This window comes from Aquitalea sp. FJL05 (genome assembly GCF_003852595.1).
GTDB lineage: Bacteria > Pseudomonadota > Gammaproteobacteria > Burkholderiales > Chromobacteriaceae > Aquitalea > Aquitalea aquatilis.
In genome coordinates this window covers 127,235-151,442 of sequence record NZ_QAJS01000016.1, presented here as the reverse complement: position 1 = coordinate 151,442, position 24,208 = coordinate 127,235, and the positions used below count along the sequence as shown (strand labels likewise).

At 57.7% G+C, this 24,208-nt stretch carries 23 protein-coding genes; 4 read left to right on the top strand and 19 right to left on the bottom strand.

What is annotated here, in order from left to right:
• Nucleotides 1-53: 53 nt before the first annotated feature.
• The 6 genes from DBR44_RS14575 to DBR44_RS14550 are packed head-to-tail and all read right to left on the bottom strand — an operon-like array spanning nucleotide 54 to nucleotide 4,562.
• Nucleotides 54-557, bottom strand: a complete 504-nt coding sequence (locus tag DBR44_RS14575) for an ureidoglycolate lyase (RefSeq protein WP_124644747.1) — start codon at nucleotides 555-557, stop codon at nucleotides 54-56.
• 39 nt (nucleotides 558-596) lie between these two features.
• Complete coding sequence (alc, locus tag DBR44_RS14570) at nucleotides 597-1,637, bottom strand: allantoicase (protein ID WP_124644746.1); 1,041 nt, start codon at nucleotides 1,635-1,637, stop codon at nucleotides 597-599.
• A 57-nt stretch (nucleotides 1,638-1,694) separates the two neighbouring features.
• A complete protein-coding gene (locus tag DBR44_RS14565) occupies nucleotides 1,695-2,318 on the bottom strand; it encodes a LysE family translocator (RefSeq protein ID WP_124644745.1) in 624 nt (207 codons plus the stop codon).
• Nucleotides 2,315-2,845 carry a 2-oxo-4-hydroxy-4-carboxy-5-ureidoimidazoline decarboxylase gene (uraD, locus tag DBR44_RS14560; RefSeq protein WP_124644744.1) on the bottom strand — a complete coding sequence of 177 codons (531 nt, stop codon included), beginning with the start codon at nucleotides 2,843-2,845 and terminating at the stop codon, nucleotides 2,315-2,317. The genes DBR44_RS14565 and uraD overlap by 4 nt, the downstream gene beginning before the upstream one ends.
• On the bottom strand, nucleotides 2,842-3,780 hold the full coding sequence (gene puuE, locus DBR44_RS14555) for an allantoinase PuuE (RefSeq protein ID WP_124644743.1): 939 nt from the start codon (nucleotides 3,778-3,780) through the stop codon (nucleotides 2,842-2,844). The genes uraD and puuE overlap by 4 nt, the downstream gene beginning before the upstream one ends.
• 26 nt (nucleotides 3,781-3,806) lie before the next feature.
• On the bottom strand, nucleotides 3,807-4,562 hold the full coding sequence (locus DBR44_RS14550) for a GntR family transcriptional regulator (protein ID WP_124644742.1): 756 nt from the start codon (nucleotides 4,560-4,562) through the stop codon (nucleotides 3,807-3,809).
• On the opposite strand from DBR44_RS14550, the gene uraH reads away from it, so the two are divergent.
• Both uraH and DBR44_RS14540 read left to right on the top strand, forming a co-directional pair.
• Nucleotides 4,551-5,075, top strand: coding sequence for a hydroxyisourate hydrolase (uraH, locus tag DBR44_RS14545; RefSeq protein WP_233578605.1), 525 nt, complete (start codon nucleotides 4,551-4,553; stop codon nucleotides 5,073-5,075). The two genes, DBR44_RS14550 and uraH, sit on opposite strands and share 12 nt — an antisense overlap.
• Nucleotides 5,076-5,103: 28 nt before the next feature.
• The gene (locus DBR44_RS14540) at nucleotides 5,104-6,369 is read left to right on the top strand and encodes a urate hydroxylase PuuD (protein WP_124644741.1); all 1,266 of its coding nucleotides are present in this window, start codon (nucleotides 5,104-5,106) and stop codon (nucleotides 6,367-6,369) included.
• 152 nt (nucleotides 6,370-6,521) lie between these two features.
• Here DBR44_RS14540 and DBR44_RS14535 read toward each other — a convergent pair whose 3' ends face one another.
• The 3 genes from DBR44_RS14535 to gcl are packed head-to-tail and all read right to left on the bottom strand — an operon-like array spanning nucleotide 6,522 to nucleotide 9,982.
• On the bottom strand, nucleotides 6,522-7,412 hold the full coding sequence (locus DBR44_RS14535) for a 2-hydroxy-3-oxopropionate reductase (RefSeq protein WP_370449664.1): 891 nt from the start codon (nucleotides 7,410-7,412) through the stop codon (nucleotides 6,522-6,524).
• Nucleotides 7,413-7,426: 14 nt separating this feature from the next.
• A complete protein-coding gene (gene hyi / locus DBR44_RS14530) occupies nucleotides 7,427-8,206 on the bottom strand; it encodes a hydroxypyruvate isomerase (RefSeq protein ID WP_124644739.1) in 780 nt (259 codons plus the stop codon).
• 30 nt (nucleotides 8,207-8,236) lie between these two features.
• Nucleotides 8,237-9,982: a glyoxylate carboligase gene (gene gcl, locus DBR44_RS14525; RefSeq protein ID WP_124644738.1), complete on the bottom strand. Its 1,746-nt coding sequence runs from the start codon at nucleotides 9,980-9,982 to the stop codon at nucleotides 8,237-8,239.
• A 287-nt stretch (nucleotides 9,983-10,269) separates the two neighbouring features.
• On the opposite strand from gcl, the gene iclR reads away from it, so the two are divergent.
• Complete coding sequence (gene iclR / locus DBR44_RS14520) at nucleotides 10,270-11,112, top strand: glyoxylate bypass operon transcriptional repressor IclR (protein WP_124644737.1); 843 nt, start codon at nucleotides 10,270-10,272, stop codon at nucleotides 11,110-11,112.
• A 71-nt stretch (nucleotides 11,113-11,183) separates the two neighbouring features.
• Here the strand turns inward: iclR and ispH are convergent, their stop codons facing one another.
• The 8 genes from ispH to DBR44_RS14480 form a co-directional block, all read right to left on the bottom strand.
• Nucleotides 11,184-12,116, bottom strand: coding sequence for a 4-hydroxy-3-methylbut-2-enyl diphosphate reductase (ispH, locus tag DBR44_RS14515; RefSeq protein WP_124644736.1), 933 nt, complete (start codon nucleotides 12,114-12,116; stop codon nucleotides 11,184-11,186).
• 53 nt (nucleotides 12,117-12,169) lie between these two features.
• Nucleotides 12,170-12,661, bottom strand: coding sequence for a signal peptidase II (lspA, locus tag DBR44_RS14510; protein ID WP_233578583.1), 492 nt, complete (start codon nucleotides 12,659-12,661; stop codon nucleotides 12,170-12,172).
• A gap of 76 nt (nucleotides 12,662-12,737) precedes the next feature.
• Nucleotides 12,738-15,524 (bottom strand): isoleucine--tRNA ligase, encoded by a 2,787-nt coding sequence (ileS, locus tag DBR44_RS14505; protein WP_124644734.1) that lies wholly within the window; start codon nucleotides 15,522-15,524, stop codon nucleotides 12,738-12,740.
• Nucleotides 15,521-16,456: a bifunctional riboflavin kinase/FAD synthetase gene (locus DBR44_RS14500; RefSeq protein WP_124644733.1), complete on the bottom strand. Its 936-nt coding sequence runs from the start codon at nucleotides 16,454-16,456 to the stop codon at nucleotides 15,521-15,523. Before DBR44_RS14500 ends, ileS begins: the two co-directional genes overlap by 4 nt.
• Nucleotides 16,457-16,583: 127 nt before the next feature.
• On the bottom strand, nucleotides 16,584-17,261 hold the full coding sequence (locus tag DBR44_RS14495) for an OmpA family protein (RefSeq protein ID WP_124644732.1): 678 nt from the start codon (nucleotides 17,259-17,261) through the stop codon (nucleotides 16,584-16,586).
• A gap of 238 nt (nucleotides 17,262-17,499) precedes the next feature.
• Complete coding sequence (locus tag DBR44_RS14490) at nucleotides 17,500-18,012, bottom strand: DUF934 domain-containing protein (protein WP_124644731.1); 513 nt, start codon at nucleotides 18,010-18,012, stop codon at nucleotides 17,500-17,502.
• Nucleotides 17,996-19,654, bottom strand: a complete 1,659-nt coding sequence (locus tag DBR44_RS14485; RefSeq protein WP_124644730.1) for a nitrite/sulfite reductase — start codon at nucleotides 19,652-19,654, stop codon at nucleotides 17,996-17,998. Before DBR44_RS14485 ends, DBR44_RS14490 begins: the two co-directional genes overlap by 17 nt.
• Before the next feature lie 46 nt (nucleotides 19,655-19,700).
• The gene (locus DBR44_RS14480) at nucleotides 19,701-20,405 is read right to left on the bottom strand and encodes a phosphoadenylyl-sulfate reductase (RefSeq protein ID WP_124644729.1); all 705 of its coding nucleotides are present in this window, start codon (nucleotides 20,403-20,405) and stop codon (nucleotides 19,701-19,703) included.
• 120 nt (nucleotides 20,406-20,525) lie between these two features.
• Here DBR44_RS14480 and cysB point away from each other — a divergent pair, with 120 nt between their 5' ends.
• Nucleotides 20,526-21,470 (top strand): HTH-type transcriptional regulator CysB, encoded by a 945-nt coding sequence (cysB, locus tag DBR44_RS14475; protein ID WP_124644728.1) that lies wholly within the window; start codon nucleotides 20,526-20,528, stop codon nucleotides 21,468-21,470.
• A 65-nt stretch (nucleotides 21,471-21,535) separates the two neighbouring features.
• Here cysB and fabG read toward each other — a convergent pair whose 3' ends face one another.
• Nucleotides 21,536-22,276 carry a 3-oxoacyl-ACP reductase FabG gene (fabG, locus tag DBR44_RS14470; protein ID WP_103523387.1) on the bottom strand — a complete coding sequence of 247 codons (741 nt, stop codon included), beginning with the start codon at nucleotides 22,274-22,276 and terminating at the stop codon, nucleotides 21,536-21,538.
• Nucleotides 22,277-22,548: 272 nt separating this feature from the next.
• Entirely contained in the window at nucleotides 22,549-24,180 is a 1,632-nt protein-coding gene (locus DBR44_RS14465) for an ABC-F family ATPase (protein ID WP_124644727.1), read from the bottom strand.
• Between the last annotated feature and the right edge of the window lie 28 nt (nucleotides 24,181-24,208).

The window sequence follows — 24,208 nt, the reverse complement described above, 5'->3', positions numbered from 1 at the left end:
CACCCTGTTGCATCAACAACAAGGACTACAGCAGGAACCATCAGGGCTTAAGGCTAGCTGACTGCCTCAATGCGATAGCTTGTGGACAAGGCCACCTCATCGCAGTTGTGCCCGCTACCAACACGGTCGACCACGATGAAATCACCTTCCCGCCCCAGGCTGATCAAGGGGTGATGCCAGCAACCACGGCGATAGTTGACCCCCTGATCCGAATAGGCATGAAAGGCTCGTAGCCCGCTTTCATCCGGCAGGCCATCCGGCAGGCTGGGAGCCACCACCACGATGAAAGGCACACCGTTGCAGGGGATGAAGGATTGGCTGCCCAGCGGGTGGCGCTCGAGCATGCTGATGCTCAAAGGGAAATCAAAGGCGGCACCACGTGCCATGCTGATGGCGGGAAGTCCGCCCTCGCCGAGCACCTCCACCATGCCCAGCTTGTGATAGCGCTGGGTGCTGCCGTTATTGATGGGAAACCAGTCGCTGCCTTCAATCTCAATGACATCACCAAAAGGGGCGAACGCTTCTTTGCTAAGCGCTTCCAGGACAAGCAGGGCCATGGTGTTTCTCCTCTGTAGAATCGGGTTGTCCTATGGCTGCTAATCAAGCAGACGGCCCCAGATGCGCAAGCGGCTCACGCCACCGTCAGGGAAAATGTTCAGCCGCACGTGATTGACCGGCCCCAGCGGGCGGATCTGTTCCCGGTCATAAAAGTGCTGCTTGTCCATGGCGGTTTTCTGCTCGGGCAACAAGGTGTCCCAGAACATGGCCTGGGTCACAATGGACTGATCGGTACCCTGTGTCACCAGCGCAGCCTGAATGGAAACGCTGTCCGGATAATTGCCCTTGAAGTGAGCGGTATCCACCTCGATACGCTCGACAATGGCCATCCGCCCCAGTTGGACGATGCACCAGTCGTTGCCCGGTTCGCGCCGGCGGCGGGTTTCCCAGCCATCCCCCATATTGATGCCACGACCGGGCATGATCAGGCGAAAGGGCACGCCGAAATGAGCATCGTTATAGGCAACAATACGACCGCCATGCTGCAGCGCAGACACTTCATGCAGGGCTGAGCGGTCCTTGCCCTCCCAGTCGCTGGCGGGTTGGCCATACACCCGCAAGCGCGCCACGCCGCCATCCGGATAGATGTGCAGCCGCAGATGCGTCCACACCCGTGCGTCATCAATGGCAAAAAAGTGATGCGCGCTGCTACCCAACGCTGCTGCCGGCAGGATTTCGGTCCATACCGTGTGCTCATCAGGTGAACCCGCGAGATGGCAAGCTTCCACCGAAGCAGCCGGCGGGAAATTGCCGGTAAAATGGCTGGTATCGATATCCAGCCCCCTGATCACGCCAGGCAGGCCCAACTGGATGACCGCATGATCATGCCCGCCATTGCGGCGACGGCGCGTCTCCCAGCCATCCATCCATTTGCCGTGATCGTCAAACTTGCCCACCACGAATACCGGTGACGATGACTGCAGCATGCGCTCTGCCGGCGCAAACCACTCATCCGAGCAGGACAGCACACAAGCGCCGAAATCAGGATCGGCCAGATTGGCATGGCGACGGGCAAACTCCGGTAATTCAACCGGCGCCGCAGGTAAAACAGTCGCCGTGGGATGCAATGCAATATTCATGATGTCTCTCCTTTATTTTTGCTTTACCACCAACAAGATTTGCTACTGACTACTCCTTCACAAGACAACGCTGGCCAAGGTCTGCCCCAGCAGCACGCCGCCCATCACCACAAAACAGATTGCCGAAGCCATCAGGAACAAGCGACGCAACGTGGCCATACTGGCCAACAATCGGCTGGCCAGCAGGCCATAAGCGAGCTTGCACAACAGATCAACCACCATCCAGCCCAGCACCATCCACAGCAGCTGTGGCAACAAGGGCCTGGATGGCGTCATGAATTGCGGCAGCAAAGCCAGAAAAAAGGCGATGTCCTTGGGATTGCTGATACCCAGCAGAAAGGCTTTGGAAAAAAGGTGGGCCCGGCCCTGGCGACTATCAGCCGCACTCGCCGCAACACCACGCCCCTGCCAGGTACGGATGCCCAGATAAAACAGATAGCAGGCACCGATGGCTTGCAGCAGCAGGAAGCTGCGCGGCGATGCCAGCAACAATGAGCCGATACCCAGCGCCGACAGTAGCAGTAGGCTGACCGAAGCCAGTACGCCACCAACAAAACCGGGCCAGCTTTTCCAGACGCCAAACTGCAGGGCGTTGCCCACCATGAATAGCGACAATGGTCCAGGGACGGCGATGACCACCGCGATGGCCAATAGATAGAAGCCCAGAGTTTCCGGACTCATACGCAGACGCTTTCCGGCAGCAATGCTTCCAGACGCAAACGCCCGATACGATAGATCTGCTCCAGGCACTCGCGCCGTTCCTCCTCCACACCCAGTTGCAAACGGCGTTCGAATTCGCGGATGATGCCCGCCCGGTCATACCCCCGTACCGCCAGGATGAAAGGAAACCCGAACTTGCTGTGGTAGGCACGGTTCAGTTCGGTCAGGTGGGCAAACTCCTCCGGACTGCATTGATCAAGCCCGGCCCCCGCTTGCTCGGTGGTCGACTCTACAGTCAGTTCGCCGCGTATCGCCGCCTTGCCGGCCAGCTCCGGGTGAGCCCGGATCAGCGTCATCTGCGCACCATAGCCGGCTTTTTCCACTTCGCCGGCCATGACGGCGGCCAGCTCCGCCACCGAATGGAAAGGACGCAAGGCAGCCGTACGCTCCGCCACCCATGGCGAGTGTTCAAAGATACCGCCCAGAACAGCGACAAAAGCATCAAATGGCAGCTGGTTCAACAATGACAGGGTGAGAGGCTGGCTCATCGGCAGGACTCCAGGTCGGGGTGGGGATGATGACGCAGCCAGTGATGGGCGATATCGACACGACGGCATACCCATACCCATTCATGCTGCTGCACATAATCAAGAAAACGCTGTAATGCGGCAAAACGCCCAGGGCGACCAATCAGCCGGCAGTGCAGGCCGATGGACAGCATGGCCGGGGTGGTTTCGCCCTCGGCATACAGCACGTCGAAGCTATCCTTCAGATACTGGAAAAAGTGCTCACCGGTGTTGAAGCCCTGCGCTGAGGCAAAGCGCATATCGTTGGCATCCAGGGTATAGGGCACCACCAGGTGAGGCTTGCGCTGGCCATTGGCCAAGTGCACTTCAGTCCAGAAGGGCAGCTCGTCGCCATAGTGGTCTGCGTCGTAGAGAAATCCGCCCTCCTCCACCACCAGCCGTCGGGTATTCGGGCTGTCGCGTCCGGTGTACCAGCCAGCCGGATGCGATCCGGTCAGCCGGCTGACGATTTCCACGCAGCGCTGCATGTGCTCGCGCTCCAGGCTGACATCGGCATTTTGATAATGCAGCCAACGATAGCCATGACAGGCCAGCTCATGCCCCAGCTCCACGAAGGCGGCCGCCGCTTCCGGATTGCGTTCCAGCGCCATGCCCACGGCAAACACTGTCAGCGGCAGCTCACGCTTTTCGAACTCACGCAAAATGCGCCATACCCCCACCCGCGAGCCGTACTCATACAGGCTTTCCATCGACATGTGCCGTGCAGGGTAGGCCGCTGCGCCAACGATTTCGGAGAGAAACTGTTCGGATAGCGCATCGCCGTGCAGCACATTGCTTTCCCCTCCTTCCTCGTAGTTGAGGACAAACTGCACGGCCACCCTGGCCTGGCCTGGCCAGTTCACCTTGGGCCGCTGGCGGCCATAGCCGATCATGTCTCGCGGATACGCCTGTTGCATGCGTTCAACTCCTTGGTCTTGGGCACCTAAAGCTGGCGATGAAACATCGTCCATGGGTCAGGTATATTTCTGTCGGCAAAATGCATGCGCTGCTCACAATCCTGCAAATGCTGCCGCATGGCTTGCTGCGCGCCTTGCCGGTCTCCCTGCGACAGCCGCTGCAGAATCTGCTCATGCTCATCGAATGAGCAGGCACTGCATCCCGGCTTGTCGTACAGGGCAATGATGAGCGAGGTGCGCGAACACAAGCTGTTCATCAATTCGGTCAGTACCTCGTTTTCCGCCAGCCGAACCATCTGCACATGAAAGGCATTGGACAGACGTATCCAGCTGACCCGGTCCTGCCGTTCGAATGCAGCCCGCTCCTGTCGCACCATTTGCCACAACTGCTGCAGACGCTCTGGCAAATCGGGCAGGCTCAGCAATTTATCCAGAATGGCTGCTTCCACCATGCGTCTGGCCTCAAACACATCGCGGGTTTCCTTGATATCCGGCTGGGCCACAAATGCGCCGCGATTAGGCTGCAGCTCGACAATCTTGTCATGTTGCAACTGGGCCAATGCGGCACGTACCGTGCCACGCGAACAGGCAAAAACATCACACAACACGGCCTCGGTCAGCTTGACGCCTGGCCGCAAACGCTGGTCGATCACCGCATCGAATATTTCCAGATACAGCCGCTCTACTTCGCCTGGGGACTGATTTTCGTCCCGCAGGCTGGAAGCCGGCGGAGCAGAAATCTCCCCCTCACTCTCCGGTACAGGTCGTTGATGATTGTTCATTTTTTCAATTTCCACAATACGGTAATCACTTCCAAAATATTGTTGACAATTATCGACAGGATAAAACAATATCGTCAACTCCAATCGCCCATGCTTTGCACAACAACAACAGCCCGCCATTCAAAAACTGCGCAGGGCTGGTACACAGGAGACAAACAGATGGGAAAACTTTCCACACACGTGCTGGACACCATGCATGGCCGCCCGGCTGCCCAGGTGCGGTGCGAGCTGTACCGGATACAAGGAGATGGGCGCACGCTACTGCGCCATTTCGACACCAATGAGGATGGCCGCAGCAACGAGCCGCTGCTGTCCGGTGACACGATGCAGGCCGGGGTATACGAACTGGTTTTTCATGCAGGCGACTACTTTGCAAGCCAGGGAGTGCATTTGGCAAAACCCTGCTTTGTCGATCAGGTGGTGCTGCGCTTCGGCATTGCCAACCCGGCTGAAAACTATCATGTCCCGCTTGTCGTCACGCCCTGGACCTACTCGACCTATCGCGGTAGTTGACCCCTACTTTCTATCAGGAACTTCACTCATGGAAAGCTACCTCCTCGAGTTCGGCAACCTGCTGCTACGCTGGTTGCACGTGATCGCCGCCATTGCCTGGATTGGCGAGTCCATCTACTTCGTCATGCTGGACAACAGCCTCAGTACACCCAAAGGAGAGCAAGACCCGCGCTATGACCTGCTGGGTGAGATGTCGTCAGTACACGGCGGCGGCTTTTACCATAACCAGAAATATCTGACCCGCCCGCCCTTCCCGCTCGACAACAAATTGCACTGGTCATTCTGGAAGTCCTATACCACCTGGCTATCCGGATTCGCCTTGTTCAGTCTGCTGTATCTGAGCAACCCGGCAGTTTATCTGGCCAACCCGTCCAGCCCCTGGGCCTGGGCAGCGGTACTCACGCCAGCGGAGGTAAACGTTGCGGCCATTGCCCTGCTCATTGTCGGCTGGCTGGTTTACGACGAACTATGCCGGCGCATCAGCCCGGAAATGCAGCGTGATGGCCTGCTGAGCGTGGCGGTTGCCCTCATGATGGCCGGCGTGGCCTACTTCAGCTCCCATGTATTTCAGGGACGCGCTGCTTTTCTGCTGACCGGTGCGGTCATGGCCACCTGCATGTCGGCCAATGTGCTGTTCTGGATCATCCCTGGGCAGCGCCGCATGGTGGCCGCACTACAGGCCGGGGAAGCACCCAACCCGCTGGACGGCAAGCGAGGCAAGCAAAGATCGGTGCATAACACCTACTTCACCCTGCCGGTAGTGTTCCTGATGATCAGCAACCACTATGCCTTTGCCTATAGCAATGACACGGCCTGGTTCATCATGGTGTTGTTCATTTTGGCCGGAGCCTTGATCAGACAATATTTTGTGTTGCGTCATCGCGGTCAGAACGTACTGACCCTGCCGGCAGCCAGTGCCATCATGCTGCTGGTCGTTGGCATGATTGCCGCACCTTCCAGCACACCGAGCGACAGCGCTAATTCCAACCCGGTCACGGCCAGGAGCAATACGGCCCCTTCTGCCAGCACGACGGCGAGCGACAAGGGCAAGGACAGCGGGATGCAAAACGTTGCCGGTGTGCTGCAAGAACGCTGTATCGCCTGCCATGCCGCCAAGCCAACCCAGCCTGGCTTTGCCGCGCCGCCGGCGGGTATCAGGCTGGATAATGAGCGCGACATCCGCTTGCATTACCTCAAGATCAAACAGGCTGTCGCCAGTAAATACATGCCGCTCGCCAATACCACCAAGATGAGCGATGAGGAGCGCCAGCTGATTGCCCAGTGGCAGCCATAAAACCCACAGGCAACAAGCTGTCGGGCAGATTAGCTGAATGAAGCGGTGTAATCCTGCCTAACGTGATAAGCAGCCTTGTCAGCAAGAAAAAGGGGCGGATTTCTCCGCCCCTTTTCTACATCTGCTCTGCCTGATGGTTTGCCACTACCCCGTTACTGGGCAGGGATGGCAAAGTCCGACAATTGTTCCAGTGCCCTGACCATGGCGCTGTGATCCCATGCAGCCCCCCCTTGTGCCACACAACTATTGAATAGTTGCTGCGCCAGCGCCGTTGCCGGCAAAGCCAGTGCCATTTTCTGGGCACTGGACAAGGCCAGATTCAAGTCCTTCTGATGCAGGGATATCCGGAAGCCAGGATCAAAAGCCCGTTTGACCATGCGCTCGCCATGCACTTCGAGAATCCTGGACGAAGCAAAGCCACCCAGCAATGCCTGGCGCACTCTGGCCGGATCAGCACCGGCACGTGCCGCAAACAGCAGGGCCTCGCCCACAGCCTCTATCGTGAGCGCCACAATCATCTGATTGGCTACCTTGGCTGTCTGGCCATCACCATTTTCACCGACACGGGTGATGTTCTTGCCCATCAATTGCAGCACAGGCAGCAACTGCTCGAACACGGCCTGTGGCCCACCCACCATGATGGACAGGGTTGCCGCCTTGGCTCCCACCTCGCCACCGGATACCGGTGCGTCCAGATAGTGGCCACCCAATTGTTCGATACGGCGGGCGTACTGCTTGGTGTCCAATGGAGAAATCGAAGACATATCCACGATAACCTTGCCGGTCAGCTCGGCCTCTGCCACACCGCCGGCGCCAAACAATACCTCGCCGACATCCGGGGTGTCCGGCAACATCAAGATGATGACTTCTGCCTGCTGGGCCACCTGCCTGGCAGTTTCACACAAGGTCAGGGGCTGGGCCGCCAGGGACGACGGCAGGCCGCTGCGCGAACTGACAAACAAGGCATGGCCGGCTTGTACCAGATGCCCAACCATGGGTGCGCCCATGATGCCCAGTCCGATGAATCCTATCTTCATTGCCATCTCCTTCTCTCTGTTCAGGAAAGATACTGCTCGGCCCAGGCAAGACCGGCCTGGGTGCCATTGCGCGGTTTGTACTCGCAGCCAACCCAACCCTGATAGCCGATTTCATCCAGCAAGCTGAACAGGTAGGGATAGTTTATTTCGCCAGTTCCGGGTTCGTGCCGCCCCGGGTTGTCCGCCAGTTGGATATGAGCAATATGCGCCAGCTGCGACTGCAAGGTTTGCGCCAGCTCTCCTTCCATGCGCTGCATGTGATAGATGTCGTACTGGACAAACAGATTATCGCTACCAATATCCCGTATCAGGTCCAGAACCTGGCGAGTACGGGATAGCGCAAATCCCGGGATATCAAAGGTATTGATGGCCTCAACCAGCAATTTGATACCCTCAGCGCGCAACGCACTGGCAGCAAACCGCAAATTGTTGTGTTGGGTCTCCTCCACCATGTCGGCATCAACCCCTGCCGGACGAATGCCCGCCAGAACATTCAGTTGGCGACATCCCAAAGCCTTGGCATAAGCGATAGCCTCGCCCACGCCATCCTGAAACTCGCCGACACGATCAGGCAGGCAGGCAATGCCGCGCTCTCCTGCCTCCCAATTTCCGGCAGGAAGGTTATGCAGCACCTGTACCAGTTGATGTTTGTCCAGCAGTTCGGCCAACTGCTGCTTGTCGTAGGCATAGGGAAACAGGTACTCCACGCCACCAAAGCCGGCATGGGCTGCCGCCTGAAAGCGCGACAGGAAATCGACCTCGCCAAACAACATCGTCAGATTGGCAGCAAATCTTGGCATAAGACTCTCCGGATAAAGATGGCGCTCACATCAGACCGGCAGGTCGATGATGTCTTCGAACTCGTTGATGGCATTGATTTCTGCCCCCATGGCGATATTGGTTACTCGTTCCAGAATCACCTCCACCACGACCGGCACCGCATGCTGCTCCATCAGTCGCTGCGCCTCGGCCAAGCCCGCCGCCAGTTGCTCGGGATCACGGACACGCACGGCCTTGCAGCCCAGCCCTTCAACCACACGAACGTGATCGACACCATAGCTGCCCAGCTCTGGGGCATTGATGTTTTCAAAACTCAGCTGTACGCAGTAGTCGATATCAAACTGGCGCTGTGCCTGACGGATCAAACCCAGGTAGCTGTTGTTCACCAAAACATGGATGTAAGGGACGCGGAACTGTGCGCCAACGGCCAGTTCCTCCAGCATGAACTGGAAATCGTAGTCGCCGGAAATGGCTACCACCGCGGTGGATGGATCCGCCACCTTGGCACCAATGGCGGCCGGAATGGTCCAGCCCAGCGGGCCGGCCTGGCCGCAATTGATCCAGTTGCGCGGGTGATAGACATGCAGGAATTGCGCAGCCGCAATTTGCGACAGGCCGATGGTGCTGACATAGCGGGTGTTCTTGCCAAAAAAGCGGTTCATTTCTTCATACACCCGCATCGGCTTGATCGGCCTATCCGTATGGTTACTGCGTCGCAGCATGCTGCTCTTGCGGCGCTGGCAGTCATCCAGCCACTGCGGGCGCGTCGGCAAGCGCCCTTGTTCCTGCCATTCGCGGGCAATGTCGATCAGCAACGCCAGCGCGCTGGCGGCATCGGACACAATGCCGAAATCGGGCGCAAACACCCGGCCAATCTGGGTGGGTTCGATATCGATATGTACGAACTTGCGTCCGGCGGTATAGACATCGACCGAACCGGTATGGCGATTGGCCCAGCGATTGCCGATACCCAAGACAAAATCCGCCGCCAGCAGGGTGGCGTTGCCGTAGCGGTGGGCGGTTTGCAGACCAGCCATCCCGGCCATCAGCGAATGGTCGTCCGGTATGCAGCCCCAGCCCATCAAGGTGGGAATCACCGGCACCTGCACGATCTCAGCAAAGGTGGTCAGTAGTGCCGCAGCATTGGCATTGATGATGCCGCCTCCGGCCACGATCAGCGGGCGCTCCGATTCGACCAGCATGGCCAATGCCTTTTCCAGCTGGGCGCGACTGGCGGCAGGCTTAAACACTCCCAGCGGCTGATAGGTATCCGGATCAAAATCGATCTCGGCCATCTGCACATCGAAAGGCAGATCAAGCAACACCGGGCCGGGGCGTCCGGAACGCATCAGATGAAATGCCTGCTGCAAGGCACCCGGCAGTTGGGCAGGCTCCATCACGGTTGTCGCCCATTTGGCGACCGGGCGCGCGATCTCCTTGATGTCGACTGCCTGGAAATCTTCCTTATGCAAGCGCGAACGCGGTGCCTGACCGGTGATGCACAGGATGGGAATGGAGTCGGCCGCAGCAGAATACAGGCCAGTAATCATATCGGTGCCCGCCGGACCGGACGTGCCGATACAGACACCAATATTGCCGGCACGGGCACGGGTATAGCCCTCGGCCATGTGCGATGCACCTTCCACATGACGCGCCAGCAAATGCCGGATACCGCCGATTTTTTTCATGGCGGCATACAGCGGATTGATGGCGGCTCCCGGCACGCCAAAGGCCGTGTCCACCCCCTCCTTGATCAAGATATGTACGGCTGCTTCGATTGCTCGCATTTTGGCCATGGATTGCTCCTGAATTAGGCAGGCCTTACCACCTTGGTCATGGCCCGGCATGGCTTCAACTATCCCGCAGCACGGAAACATAGTCAACAAATAATGGAAATCGTTTCCATTATTTTTATTTTTTATATTTTACTCATTAAAATCATGCAATTACTAAAATTAAAATAAAGAAAACAAATACCAAAAAATCAAAAAAATCGCCACGTCGTCAGTAATTGCTACACCCAACTGTACCTAAGGCGTAAAATCGCAGCCAACTTCCCCATCCGCCCACGCCAAGAGGATATATGGCCAAAGCCGACAGCACCCCGCGTACTCCCACCCGTAAACGCGCAGAAGGCGGAAGCGCTAGCACAGGCCAGGTTCAGTCACTGACCCGGGGCTTGGTATTGCTGGAGCGGATTGCCGAAGCGCCTGCCGGCATCATGCTGACTGACCTCTCCATGCAAGTGGGCCTGCCCAACTCCACCACCCATCGCTTGCTCAGCACCATGCAGCAAATGGGTTTTGTACAACAAACCGGCGATCTGGGACTGTGGAGCATAGGCGTGCGCGCCTTTACCGTAGGCAGCGGCTTTCTGGGTAGCCGCGATCTGTCCACCCTCGCCATGCCGGTATTGCGCCGAACCATGGAGGCTGCAGGTGAAACCAGCAATCTGGTGGTATTCGATACCGATGCCTGGCAAAGCGTGGTGGTCGGCCAAGTGCAATGCCGCGAACTGATGCGCATGCTGGCCCCGATTGGCGGCCGTCTGCCGCTACACGCCTCTGCTGCTGGCAAGGCTTTTCTGGCCGCCCAGGATGCAGAACACCTGAACCGTATCTTGCAAAAAACCGGCTTGCCGCATTACACCGAGCACACCATCACCACCCCCGCCCTGCTAAAAGAACAGCTACTGCGGGTTCAGCAACAGGGCTTCGCTTTTGACGATGGCGAACATGCACTTGGGCTGCGTTGCGTAGCCAGCTGCATCTACGACGAAAGCGGTCAGGCATTCGCCGCCATCTCGGTATCCGGCCCCAAATCGCGCATCCCGGACGAGCGCATCACCCACCTGGGATCGCTGATCATGCAGGCGGCCAGCGAAATCACCCAGCGCTATGGTGGCAAACCCAGAAAAAGCAGCTGAACTCCGCCGGCCAGCAATAAAAAAAGCTCTGCAATCAATTGCAGAGCTTTTTTCTGATATTGCCACAACCGTTATTTGTCGCGCAGCCCCGCCGGCAGGGCGAACACGGTCGACTCTTCCACGCCATCCAGTTCAGTAATCTCTCCTGCACCATACTGGCGGATCTGATCGATGACAGCCTGCACCAGCACTTCCGGCGCACTGGCCCCGGCAGTCACGCCCACACGCTGCTTGCCAGCAAACCAGGCTTCCTGCAGCAGGCTGGCATTATCGACCATATACGCCTCAACCCCCTTCAGCGCGGCGACTTCACGCAGGCGATTGGAGTTGGAGCTGTTGGGCGACCCCACCACAATCACAATATCGCACTCGTTGGCCAGCACCTTGACCGCATCCTGACGATTCTGCGTGGCATAGCAGATATCGTCCTTCTTCGGACTGGTAATGCCAGGGAAACGCGCTTTCAGGGCGACAATGATGTCGCGGGTTTCATCCACTGACAGCGTGGTCTGGCTGACATAGGACAGTGCTTGCGGATTGCGCACCTGCAAGTTGGCGACATCGGCAACGTTCTCCACCAGATACATGCCTCCCTCCACCTGCCCCATGGTGCCCTCGACCTCAGGATGACCGGCATGACCAATCATCACGATTTCCATCGCCGCCTGGTGCATGCGCTTCACCTCGACATGCACCTTGGTCACCAGCGGACAGGTGGCATCGAATACTTGCAGCCCCAGCGCTTCGGCCTCGGCCCGCACCGACAAGGGCACACCATGTGCCGAATAGACCAGGGTGCTGCCTGCCGGTACATCTTTCAGCTCTTCAATGAACACCGCGCCCTTGGCACGCAGGTTTTCCACCACGAAGCGGTTGTGCACCACCTCGTGGCGCACATAAATGGGAGCCCCAAACTTCTCGATGGCACGCTCGACGATGGCGATGGCCCGGTCTACCCCGGCACAAAAGCCACGGGGATTGGCCAGCATGATGGTCTTCGTCATCAGCAATCCTTACAGAAAGACCGCCGCCAACGGCGACGGTGCGAAAACAGGTATCAGGCAGATTTGGGCTGTTTCATGCTGTCCAGCACCATCAAGACGGCACCGACACAGATGAAAGAGTCAGCCAGATTGAAGGCCGGGTAGTACCAGCTGTTGTGGTAATGCACCAGGATGAAATCCACCACATGGCCATAAGCCAGGCGGTCGATCACATTGCCGATGGCACCACCGATGATAAAGCTGGCGGCGACATTCATCAGGCTGGTAAAACGCCCCTTGATGATGTTCCAGCCCAGATAGCCGGACACGCCCAGCGCCAGCAGAGTGAACAGATATTTCTGCCAACCGCCAGCATCTCGCAGAAAGCTGAAGGCGGCTCCCGGATTGTAGATCAGGGTAAAGCTGAAATAGCCGGGAATGACATCCCGCATTTCACCAAACTGGTACTGACTGTTGAAATAGATCTTGGACAACTGGTCCAGCACGATGACCAGCAGCGCCAGCCCCATCCACTTGGGCCAGCTTTTGGCGTGAGGCGCACTCATTACGGATTCCATTGCATTACATCCCTTGCCGCTAGGACGCTCCCGGGCCCAGACCCGGGAGCTCACTCAGGCGAGGTCAGGCGTGAGCCCGGCTTTCGCCCTTGCCATCGATATTGTCCACGCAGCGTCCACACACCGCGCCATGACCAGCATGTGACCCGACATCGGCACGATAGTGCCAGCAGCGCTCACATTTCTGATAAGTGGACGGCGTAACCGTAATGCGGGTTTCATCCGCTTCCTTGACCCGTGCGGCCGACACGATCAGCACAAACTTCAGATCATCGCCAAGGCTGGCCAGTTGCTGATACAGATCGCCCGCGGCTTCGATATCCAGCTCGGCCTGCAGCGAAGAGCCCAGTTGATCAGCACTGCGCAACTCTTCAATCTGCTTGTTGGCCTGGGCGCGCAGGCTGCGAATGGCATCCCACTTCTGCTGCAAGGCTTGCTCGCTGGCGCTGCTCAGGGCCGGGAACTCGTGCCAGGTATGGAAGAGCGTGGACTCTTCCTCGCTCTTGGTCAGCACTTCCCACGCTTCGTCAGCGGTAAAGCACAGCACCGGCGCGATCAGCAGCAGCAGGCTGCGGCTGAGATGGTACAAGGCAGTCTGGGCGCTGCGGCGGGCACGGCTGTCGGCCTGGGTGGTGTAAAGACGATCCTTGATGATGTCGAGGTAGAACGCGCCCAGATCCTCCGAGCAATAGTTCACCACGTCCTGCATCGCATGATGGAAGGCATAACGGGTGTACAGCTCGCCCGCTACGCGCTCTTGCACCTGGCGCGCCATCAGCAAGGCGTACTGATCCAGCTCCAGCATTTCGCCAAACGGCACGGCATTGTCCAGCGGATCGAAATCCGACAGATTGGCCAGCAGGAAACGCAGGGTATTGCGCAGGCGGCGGTAGCTCTCGGTCACCCGCTTGAGGATTTCATCGGAAATCGCCAGCTCACCGGAATAATCGGTAGAAGCCACCCACAGGCGCAGGATGTCAGCACCCAGGCTGTCGTTCACCTTTTGCGGTGCCACCACATTGCCCTTGGACTTGGACATCTTCAGGCCCTTGCCATCCACCACGAAGCCGTGGGTCAGCAATTGCTTGTAGGGCGCGCGGCCAATGGTGGCGCAGCCGGTGAGCAAGGAGGACTGGAACCAGCCGCGATGCTGGTCGCTGCCTTCCAGGTACAGGTCGGCCGGCCACGCCAGCTCGGCACGCTGCTTGAGCACGGCAAAGTGGGTAGAGCCGGAATCAAACCATACGTCCAGCGTGTCGGAAAGCTTGCGGTATTCCTCGGCCTCGTCGCCCAGCAGTTCGCGCGCATCCAGGCTGAACCAGGCTTCAATACCCTGCTGTTCGATGCGCAGCGCCACTTCTTCCAGCAAAGCCAGCGAACGCGGATGCAGCTCACCGCTTTCCTTGTGCACGAAGAAGGTCATCGGCACGCCCCAGTTACGCTGGCGCGATACGCACCAGTCAGGACGATTGCCAATCATGGCTTCCAGACGGGCACGCCCCCAGGCCGGGAAGAATTCGGTGGCATCGACGGCGCTCTTGGCACGCTCACGCAGTGCCACACCATCCTCGCCAGCCTTGTCCATGCCGATGAACCATTGGGCTGTCGCACGGAAAATGATGGGGGTCTTGTGACGCCAGCAGTGCGGGTAGCTATGCAGCAGGCGCGCCTGATGAATCAGGGTGCCATGTTGCTCCAGGGTTTCGATGACCTTGGGGTTGGCTTCCCAGACCGTCAGGCCGGCAAACAGTTCGGTGGTGGACTTGTAGCGGCCATCGTCGGCAACCGGGTTGTCGATCGGCAAGCCATACTGCTGCCCCACCTGGAAGTCTTCCAGACCGTGCGCCGGCGCGGTATGCACCAGACCGGTACCGGCATCAGTAGTGACGTGGTCGCCACAAATCAGCGGCACGCTGCGTGCATAGAACGGGTGTTGCAACTGAATCATGTCCAGTTGCGCACCGGTGGTTTCGCCCAAGACGACGGTTTCGGAGAAGCCGTAGCGCTGCAGGGCCGACTCTGCCAGCTCCTTGACCAGGATCAGCTTGCCCTTGGGGGTGGCGATCAACTGGTAAGTCAGCGTGGCACTCACCGCCACCGCCTGGTTGGCCGGCAGGGTCCATGGCGTGGTGGTCCAGATAACCGCTTGGGCATCGCTCACCTGCTCTTCGGTCAAGCCAAACGCTACTGCCAGCTTGTCGCTGTCCAGTACCTTGAAACCAACATCAATGGCCGGAGAATTCTTGTCTTCGTATTCGACTTCAGCCTCGGCCAGTGCCGAGCCGCACTCGATACACCAGTGCACCGGCTTCTCGCCCTTGAACAGATAGCCATTGCTGCAGATCGTACCCAGCGTGCGCACGATGTCGGCCTCGGTCTTGAAGTCCATGGTGAGATAGGGATTATCCCAATCACCCAGCACGCCCAGACGGATGAAGTCCTTTTTCTGGCGGGCAATCTGCTCCTTGGCATACTCGCGACACAGTTCGCGGAATTTTGCCGCCGGAATCGCTTTGCCATGCAGCTTTTCCACCATCAGCTCGATGGGCAGGCCATGACAATCCCAGCCCGGCACATAGGGGGCATCAAAGCCGGCCAGCGTCTTGGAGCGGACGATAATATCCTTCAGCACCTTGTTGACGGCATGGCCGATATGGATGTCGCCGTTAGCATAGGGCGGGCCATCGTGCAGAATGAATTTGGGACGGCCAGCTGACAGTTTGCGTACCTTGTCGTAGCGCTTCTGTTCCTGCCAGCGCTTGACCCAGGCAGGTTCGCGCTTGGCCAGATCCCCTCGCATAGCGAACGGGGTATCCAGCAGGTTGACGGTTTTACGGTAATCGATGCTCATGCCTGCTCTCGCTGCAAACTGGTCAAATAGGTATGGGCACTGGCAGCATCGCGTTCGATCTGCGCCACCAATGCCGGCAAATTGTCATAGCGCTCTTCATCGCGCAGTTTCTTCAGGAAGCGCACCGTGACGCGCTGGCCATACAGATCGCCAGAGAAATCAAACAGATGTGCTTCCAGCTTGTAGTCGCTACTGGTGCTGACCGTGGGGTTCAGCCCCAGACTGGCCACACCACCCTTGCGACCAAGGGGAGTCTCTACTTCTACCACAAACACGCCCTGCAAGGCCGGCTTCAAATGTGGAAGATGGACATTGATGGTGGGAAAACCGATAGTTCTCCCCAGTTTCTTCCCATGCATCACCTTGCCGGATATCTGATAGCAACGTCCCAACAAGGCATTGGCTGCATCCAGGTCACCCAGTGCCAGCCGCTCCCGCACCAGCGTGCTGGAGGCGCGCTCTCCCTGGACCAGTACCGACGGCATGGCCTCGGTAACAAAATCCGGACAGGCAGATAGCAAGTCGAAATTACCCTTGCGGGCAGCACCAAACTGGAAATCATCACCGATCAGCAAATAGCGGGTTTTCAGATCGCGCACCAGCACATCACGGATGAAAGCGTCTGCGCTCATCCCGGAAAAACGCTGGTTGAAACGAAAGACAAACACATAATCCAGCAAGCCCAGTTCGCGCAGAAAGGCAAACTTGTCGCGCAAGGTGGACAGCCTGGCCGGCGGATTGCTACGGGTGAAAAACTCGCGCGGGTGTGGTTCGAACGTCAGTAGCGCAGTGGGCAAGGAACGGGCCTTGGCCTCTTCCTTGAGTCGCTGCAGCATGTGCTGGTGGCCCAGATGCACACCATCGAAATTACCGATGGTCAATGCGCAGCCAGCGAGCCCAAAGCGTCGCGGGTCTCCTAGAAATACCTGCATGTGCTGCCTAGTCCTGAAAACCTACGATTGTAGCCGTGGGCACCGCGCAGCGTCCAGCCAAGTGCAAAAGACGAGCAAAACAAAAAAGCCCCACGTCTGTGGGGCTTTTCAGGTCTACCGGAGCAGATTACTGCTGGGTGGTAACCTTAACAGCGTCGATGACTACGTCAACACGACGATCCGGCTCGATGCAGGCCTTGATTTCAGCATTTTGCTTCTTGTTCTTGGCATACTTCGGGAACTTGGACTTGCACTCGTCGCTCATCTTGGCATCAGCTTTGCCCTTGCCAACTGCAGCAACCTTCTCAGCCGGTACGCCGGCATTTACGAAGTATTCCTTAACAGCATCAGCACGCTTCTGGGACAGAGCGTTGTTGTACTTGTCGCTACCCATGAAGTCGGTGTAGCCGTCAATTTCAACACCGTTCAGAACGCCTTGACCAGCGTGAGCCTTCAGCTTGGCAACCAGCGGATCCAGTTCGTTCTTGGCATCAGCACGCAGGGTAGCCTTGTCGAAGTTGAACAGAACCTTGGCGGACAGGGTTACATGTTCCTTCACGGAAACCGGAGCAGCCTTCGGAGCTTGCGCTACCGGGGCAGCCGGCTTAGCAGCTTCGCGATCGCCACACTCAACCAGGCCATCCTTGGCCTTGTCGAAGTAGGTGGTGTGCCAGCATTCGCCGTAGTTGTTACGGGAAACGGCATCAGTGGTTTGATCTACGGTGTAGCCCGGCTTAGCTGCGAACGCGCTAGCAGAAACCAGCAGAGCAGCAACCAGGGCGCTCAGTTTCAGCTGTTTAGTCATATTATTCCCTCTTTTATCTATGAATCGGTATTGATGCGGTTGACGCAAACACCACGCGGACAATTCTACTGCAAACAACAGGGTAAGCGCCAAACTGTGTTTATGCAGTTAACGGGCACTATAGAAATGCGTCCACCCGGTGTCAACACAGCGCGACGGCTGTCACTGCCAAAATGTTGCAAAAAAGCATCAGAATTCAGGCCGAGCTCAGCACTTCTGTATCATTCACACGACACTATCACAACGATGTTACACGACGACGAAACAAGGGAACCGGTTCTCGATGGGTAGACTGGTAGCGTTCCGTGAAGGTGTCATATCCGGACAGTGCAGTATCAATCGCTTTGCCATCCTTGATTTCAAAGGCATTGAAGCCAACCTGCCAGAGATAGTGCAGCAAATCCACCCACACGTCGCCCAGAGCTCTTAACTCACCGGCATAGCTGTATCGTTCGCGCAACAGTCGTCCCAGACTGTATCCGCGACCATCGGTAAATGCCGGGAAATCCACCGCTACCAGCGGCAATGCAGCCAAGTCCGCAGCCAGCAGCTGCGGATCATCCGCCGGAGCCAGCCAGACAGCAGTTTTACCTGGACGAGCTTGCCAGACAGCCTTGTCAGCCAGCCATTGCGATAGTGGAACAATCACGTCGACGTCGGCTGCCACTGCCGGGTACTGCCCTTCGGCATCCGCTCGCAGGATTTGCCAGCCATCCTGAACAATCTGGCCGTCTTTAATGATGCTTTGCATAAACGCGTTCCTTGAAGGGGTCGAGGCCAATGCGGCGTACGGTTTCGATAAAGCGCTCGCCGACTGCGCGCTGCTCCAGATACACGGTCATGATTTTTTCGAAGGCCAAGGGCACATCCGCCTGGGCAAACGAAGGGCCAATCACCTTACCGATGGTGGTGTGACTACCCTGGCTGCCGCCGAGGGTGATCTGGTACCACTCCTCGCCGTTCTTGTCGACGCCCAGAATGCCGATATTGCCAATGTGATGATGACCACAGGCATTCATGCAACCGGAGAAGTTGCAGTCGATTTCACCCAGATCGAACAGGTAATCCAGGTCCTCGAAACGTGTCTGGATGGCTTCCGCGACGGGAATGGAGCGTGCATTGGCCAGGCTGCAGAAGTCACCACCGGGGCAGCAGATGATATCGGTAAGAAGGCCGATGTTCGGTGTGGCAAATCCCTGGCTCTTGGCCAGTTGCCAGACTTCGTACAGATCGCGCTCACGCACATCCGGCAGAATCAGGTTTTGTTCATGTGCCACGCGCAGTTCGCCATAAGCGAAGCGGTCTGCCCAGTCGGCGGCGGCGTCCATTTGCTCGGCACTGATATCACCCGGAGGCACGCCGGTTTTTTTCAGTGACAGTACCACCGAGCGATAACCGGCACGCTTGTGCAGGCGCGTATTGCGCTCAACCCAGCGGGCAAAGGCCGGCTCTGCGGCTAGCTTGCTGCTGAACTCGGGCGGATTGGCTTGCAGTTGCTCATAAGCAGGATCGATGAAAAAGCTGGCGTAGTGCGCAACATCACTGTCACGCAGGGTCGATGGGCCATCTTTGAGGTGGAGCCACTCATCTTCCACCTTGGCAGCAAAAGCTTCGACGGTCATGGCCTTGACCAGGATTTTGATGCGCGCCTTGTATTTGTTGTCGCGCCGGCCAAAGCGGTTGTACACGCGCAGCACGGCATCCAGATAGGTCAGCAAGTGGCGGGTGGGCAGGAAGGACTTGACCACTTCGCCGACTATCGGCGTACGCCCCAGACCACCGCCGACAATCACTTTGAAGCCGACTTCGCCAGCCTCGTTGCGCACGACATGCAGGCCGATATCGTGCACCTGGGTGGCCGCACGGTCTTCCTCGCTGCCAGAAACGGCAATCTTGAACTTGCGTGGCAGGAAAGCGAATTCCGGATGCAAGGTGCTCCACTGGCGGATGATTTCGCAATAGGCACGCGGATCGAGCAATTCGTCCTGAGCCACGCCGGCGAAGGCATCGGTGGTGGTATTGCGCACGCAGTTGCCGGAGGTCTGGATGGCATGCATTTCCACTTCGGCCAGTTCGGCCAGAATATCCGGTACCTGCGCCAGTTCCGGCCAGTTGAACTGGATGTTCTGCCGCGTGGTCAGGTGGGCATAGCTTTTGTCGTACTGGCGGGCAATGTGCGCCAGCTTGCGCAATTGGCGGCTCGCCAGATGTCCATAGGGAATGGCCACCCGCAGCATGGGGGCGTGGCGCTGTACATAAAGGCCATTCATCAGCCGCAGCGGGCGGAATTCATCTTCGGACAACTGACCCGCCAGAAAGCGCTGAGTCTGATCACGAAACTGCTCGACACGCTCGCGCACAATGCGGTGGTCGACTTCATCATAACGGTACATGGTTGGATGTCCTTGGGTAAGGTTGGCCTGTGCTGGCCGGCCAGCCTTATGCTGGGCGCTTGAGCGGGCTTGCCTTGATGTGCAGGCCACACTCCTTGGATTCCGGGTTTTCCCACCACCAGCGGCCAGCACGCACGTCCTCACCGACCGTGATCGAACGGGTACAGGGTGCACAGCCAATGGAGGGGTAACGCTGATCGTGCAGGGCGTTATAAGGAACATCGTTACTGCGGATGTATTCCCATACTTCGGCCTCGGTCCACTCGATCAGCGGATTGAATTTCATCAGGCCATTGTCGGCATCGAATTCCTGATTGCCCAGGTCCTGGCGCGTCGGCGACTGTTCGCGACGCAGGCCGGTAATCCAGGCTGACTTGCCCGCCAGCGCACGTTTCAGCGGCTCGATCTTGCGAATCTGGCAACAGGATTTACGCAGTTCCACACTCTGATAGAAACCATTGATGCCATGGGTATTGACGTAGGCTTCAGTCGCATCGGTCTGCGGGAAGTACACCTTGACCGGTACGGCGGGATAGTGCTCGGCGACCTGCTGCATCAGGGTATAGGTTTCCACCGGCAGGCGTCCGGTGTCCAGGCTGAACACCTGCAGCGGCAGGGCCAGGCGGGCGATCAGATCGGTCAGCACCATGTCTTCGGCGCCATAGCTGTTGGCCAGCACCGCATCCGGGTGCTTGGCGGCAATATCCGTCAGCAAGGCTTGGGTTGCGGCAAGTTTCACATCCAGGCTCATCGAGCGCTCCACATAGGTATAGTCTGGCTAGGGCATCATCCTACCCAAGCCCCATATAAACCTAAAAGAATATTGTGTTAGTATTTAATGCCTACAGGTTTTATGGAATATGCCCGTCTTATGAAACTGCAACAGCTGCGCTATCTGGTCGAAGTGGCCAAACAGGGCCTGAATGTCTCCGAAGCAGCGGAAAAGCTGCATACTTCTCAGCCCGGCATTTCCAAACAGATTCGCCTGCTGGAAGACGAGCTGGGCATTCAGGTATTCATCCGCAACGGCAAGCGCGTGGTGTCGGTTTCCGAGCCAGGCAAGGAAGTGCTGCGCATTTCCGAGCGCATTCTACGTGAAGCACAGAACCTGAAACGGGTAGGTGACGAATTTTCGCGTGAATCGGAAGGTGCGCTGACCATCGCCACCACCCATACCCAGGCCCGCTACGCCTTGCCGCCCACGATTGCGGCCTTTGTGCAACGCTATCCCAAGGTCAGGCTCTCCATCAAACAAGGCAGCCCGACCCAGATCTGCGAAATGGTGGTGTCCGGTGAGGCCGATCTGGCGGTAGCAACCGAAGGCATTGCGCTCTACAAAGAGCTCGCGATGCTACCCTGCTACGAATGGAACCGCTCGATTGTGGTGCCGCAGGATCACCCGCTATTGCAGCTGGAACGCCCCATTACGCTGGCCGATATCGCCAGTTATCCGATTGTCACTTACGACTTTGCCTTTGCTGGCCGCTCCAAAATCAACAAGGCATTTGCTGATCAGGGGCTGAGTCCGAATGTGGTGCTCACGGCTATCGATACCGATGTGATCAAGACCTATGTTTCGCTCGGTCTGGGTATCGGCATCATCGCCAGCATGGCCTTCGAGCCGAACCGCGATGCCGGTTTGCGCATCATCGATGCCGGTCACCTGTTCGAGCCGTCCACCACCAAGATCGGTATTCGCAAGGATGCCTATCTGCGTGGCTTTGCCTACACTTTTGTCGAACTGTTTGCTCCCCACCTGCACCGACGCGAAGTGGATGCGGCCTTGCTGGCCCACGACAGCGATCTGGACGACTGAGACAAGGCAGCAGACAGACAAACGCCCCGGCATGCCGGGGCGTTTGTACTGATGACAGACCGCAATTACAGCGTCAGGCCACCGGTCACTTCGATCGCCGCGCCATTGATGTAGCTGGCTTCGTCGGATGCCAGGAAGGCATAGACATTGGCGATTTCGGCCGGATCGGCCATGCGCTTCATCGGTACCTTGTCTTCCATGGCCTGGATCACTTTTTCCGGCATGGATTTCAGGATAGGCGTAGCCACAAAGCCCGGGCATACGGCGTTGGCACGGATACCCTTCTTGCCCAATTCCTTGGCCCAGGTCTTGACGAAGCCGATCACGCCGAACTTGGTGGCGGCGTAGTTGGTCTGACCAAAGTTGCCATACACACCGACTACCGAAGATGCGTTCAGGATGACGCCGCTACCCTGCTCCACCATGGTATCCACCACGGCACGGGCACAGTTGTATACGCCCTTCAGGTTGATGTCGATCACCTTGTCGAACTGATCGTCGGTCATCTTGATCAGCTGGGCGTCCATCACGATGCCCGCATTGTTCACCAGTACGTCGATGCGGCCAAAGCGTGCTTTCAGATCACCAACCATATCGGCGATCTGCGCCTTGTCCGTCACGTTGACCTGGTAGCCGACAGCCTCCCCGCCCAGAGCCTTCAGTTCTTCCACCACCGCATTGACAACGTCAAGGTTCAGGTCACAGACGGCAACGATAGCGCCTTCCTTGACGAACTTTTCCGCAGTAGCCTTGCCGATGCCGCTGGCACCGCCAGTGATGATGGAGACTTTCCCTTTCAATCGCATGGTTCTTCCTTCATTAACTTGAGGTTGCAGGCAACCCGATCACGGGTCGACTTTCGGGCTCCACCATCGACCCATTCGAGATCAGGTTCCTGTTCTTGTCTTGTAATTATTATGTGGGCACTACGTAAAAACGGGAGCATCGTGCGCTGTCGTTATTGCAGCGCAACACAATGTCGCACTGCAATATAGCGCACCTGCTCCCGTCGGTAAAGCAATCGCTCTAGCCGGTCTGCCCCGATGACAAAGGCAAGGCCGGCAGCGTGTCTTCCGGCTTACTCCAGGCCCTTGCTGGCCAGATAATCCTCGTAATTGCCGGTGTAGTAGTCATAGCCACCCTTGCCATCCAGTTCCAGCACATGAGTTGCCAGCGAGCTGACGAACTGACGGTCGTGCGACACGAAAATCAGTGTTCCCTTGTACTTTTCCAGCGCCATGTTCAGCGCCTCGATGGATTCCATATCCATGTGGTTGGTCGGTTCGTCCATGATCATCACGTTCGGCTTTTGCAGCAGCAGCTTGCCGTACAACATGCGACCCTTCTCACCACCGGACAGTACGCGCACCGGCTTGGTCACCTCGTCGCCACCAAACAACAGCCGCCCCAGCGTGCCACGGATAACCTGCTCGTCATCGCCTTCCTGGCCCCACTCGCGCATCCATTCGGTCAGCGTCATGTCGCTGTCGAACTCGGCTTCGTGGTCCTGGGCAAAATAGCCAATCTGCGCCTTTTCCGCCCACTTGATATTGCCGTAGTCGGCAGTCAGGCCTTCGGCGAGACGTGCTTCAAAGGCGCCAGCGAGCAACTTGACCAGCGAGGTCTTACCGGCACCGTTCGGGCCGATCACCGCCAGGCGGGCACCAGCCTCCAGGATGAAACTCATATCCTTGAACAGCACTTTGTTGTCGTAGGCCTTGTTCAGGCTTTCCACTTCTACTGCCTGACGATGCAGCTTGAAGCGGTCGTCGGTTTCAAAGCGGATAAACGGGCTCTGGCGGCTGGAGGGCTTCACATCCACCATCTCGGACTTCAGCTTGTCCACCTGCTTCAGTCGGGAAGTAGCCTGCCGCGCCTTGGACTTGTTGGCCGAGAAACGCGCCACGAACTCCTGCAGCTCCTGGATACGTTCCTTGGCCTTGCTGTTGGACGACAACTGGCGTTCGCGCGCCTGGGTCGAGGCGATCATGTAATCGTCATAGTTACCCGGATAAATGCGAATGGTGTTGTAGTCCAGATCCGCCATGTGAGTACACACGGAGTTCAGGAAGTGACGGTCATGCGAAATGATGATCATGGTGGAATTGCGCTCGTTCAGCACATTTTCCAGCCAGCGAATGGTGTTGATGTCCAGGTTGTTGGTCGGTTCGTCCAGCAACAGGATGTCCGGGTTGGAGAACAGCGCCTGTGCCAGCAAAACACGCAGCTTCCAGCCCGGTGCCACTTCGCTCATCGGGCCAAAATGCTGTTCGACCGGAATGCCCACACCCATCAACAGCTCGCCAGCGCGAGCCTCGGCGGTATAGCCATCGTACTCGGCGAACTTGGCTTCCAGTTCAGCCGCGTGCATGTAGTCATCTTCAGTGGCTTCGAGATTGGCATAAATGGCGTCGCGTTCGCTCATTGCCGACCACATTTCAGTGTGGCCCATCAGCACGACATCAATGACGCGCTGCTCTTCGTAGCCAAACTGATCCTGACGCAGCTTACCCAGGCGCAGACCGTTTTCAATGGCTACTTCGCCACTGGTCTGCTCCAGGTCACCGCCCAGAATTTTCATGAATGTCGATTTGCCGGAACCGTTGGCACCAATCAGGCCATAACGGTTGCCTTCGCCAAACTTGACGGAAACCTTTTCAAACAAAGGCTTCACGCCAAACTGCATGGTAATGTTGCTAGTGGTAATCACGCTTGAGATCCTTCAGCCAGTCCAGCCG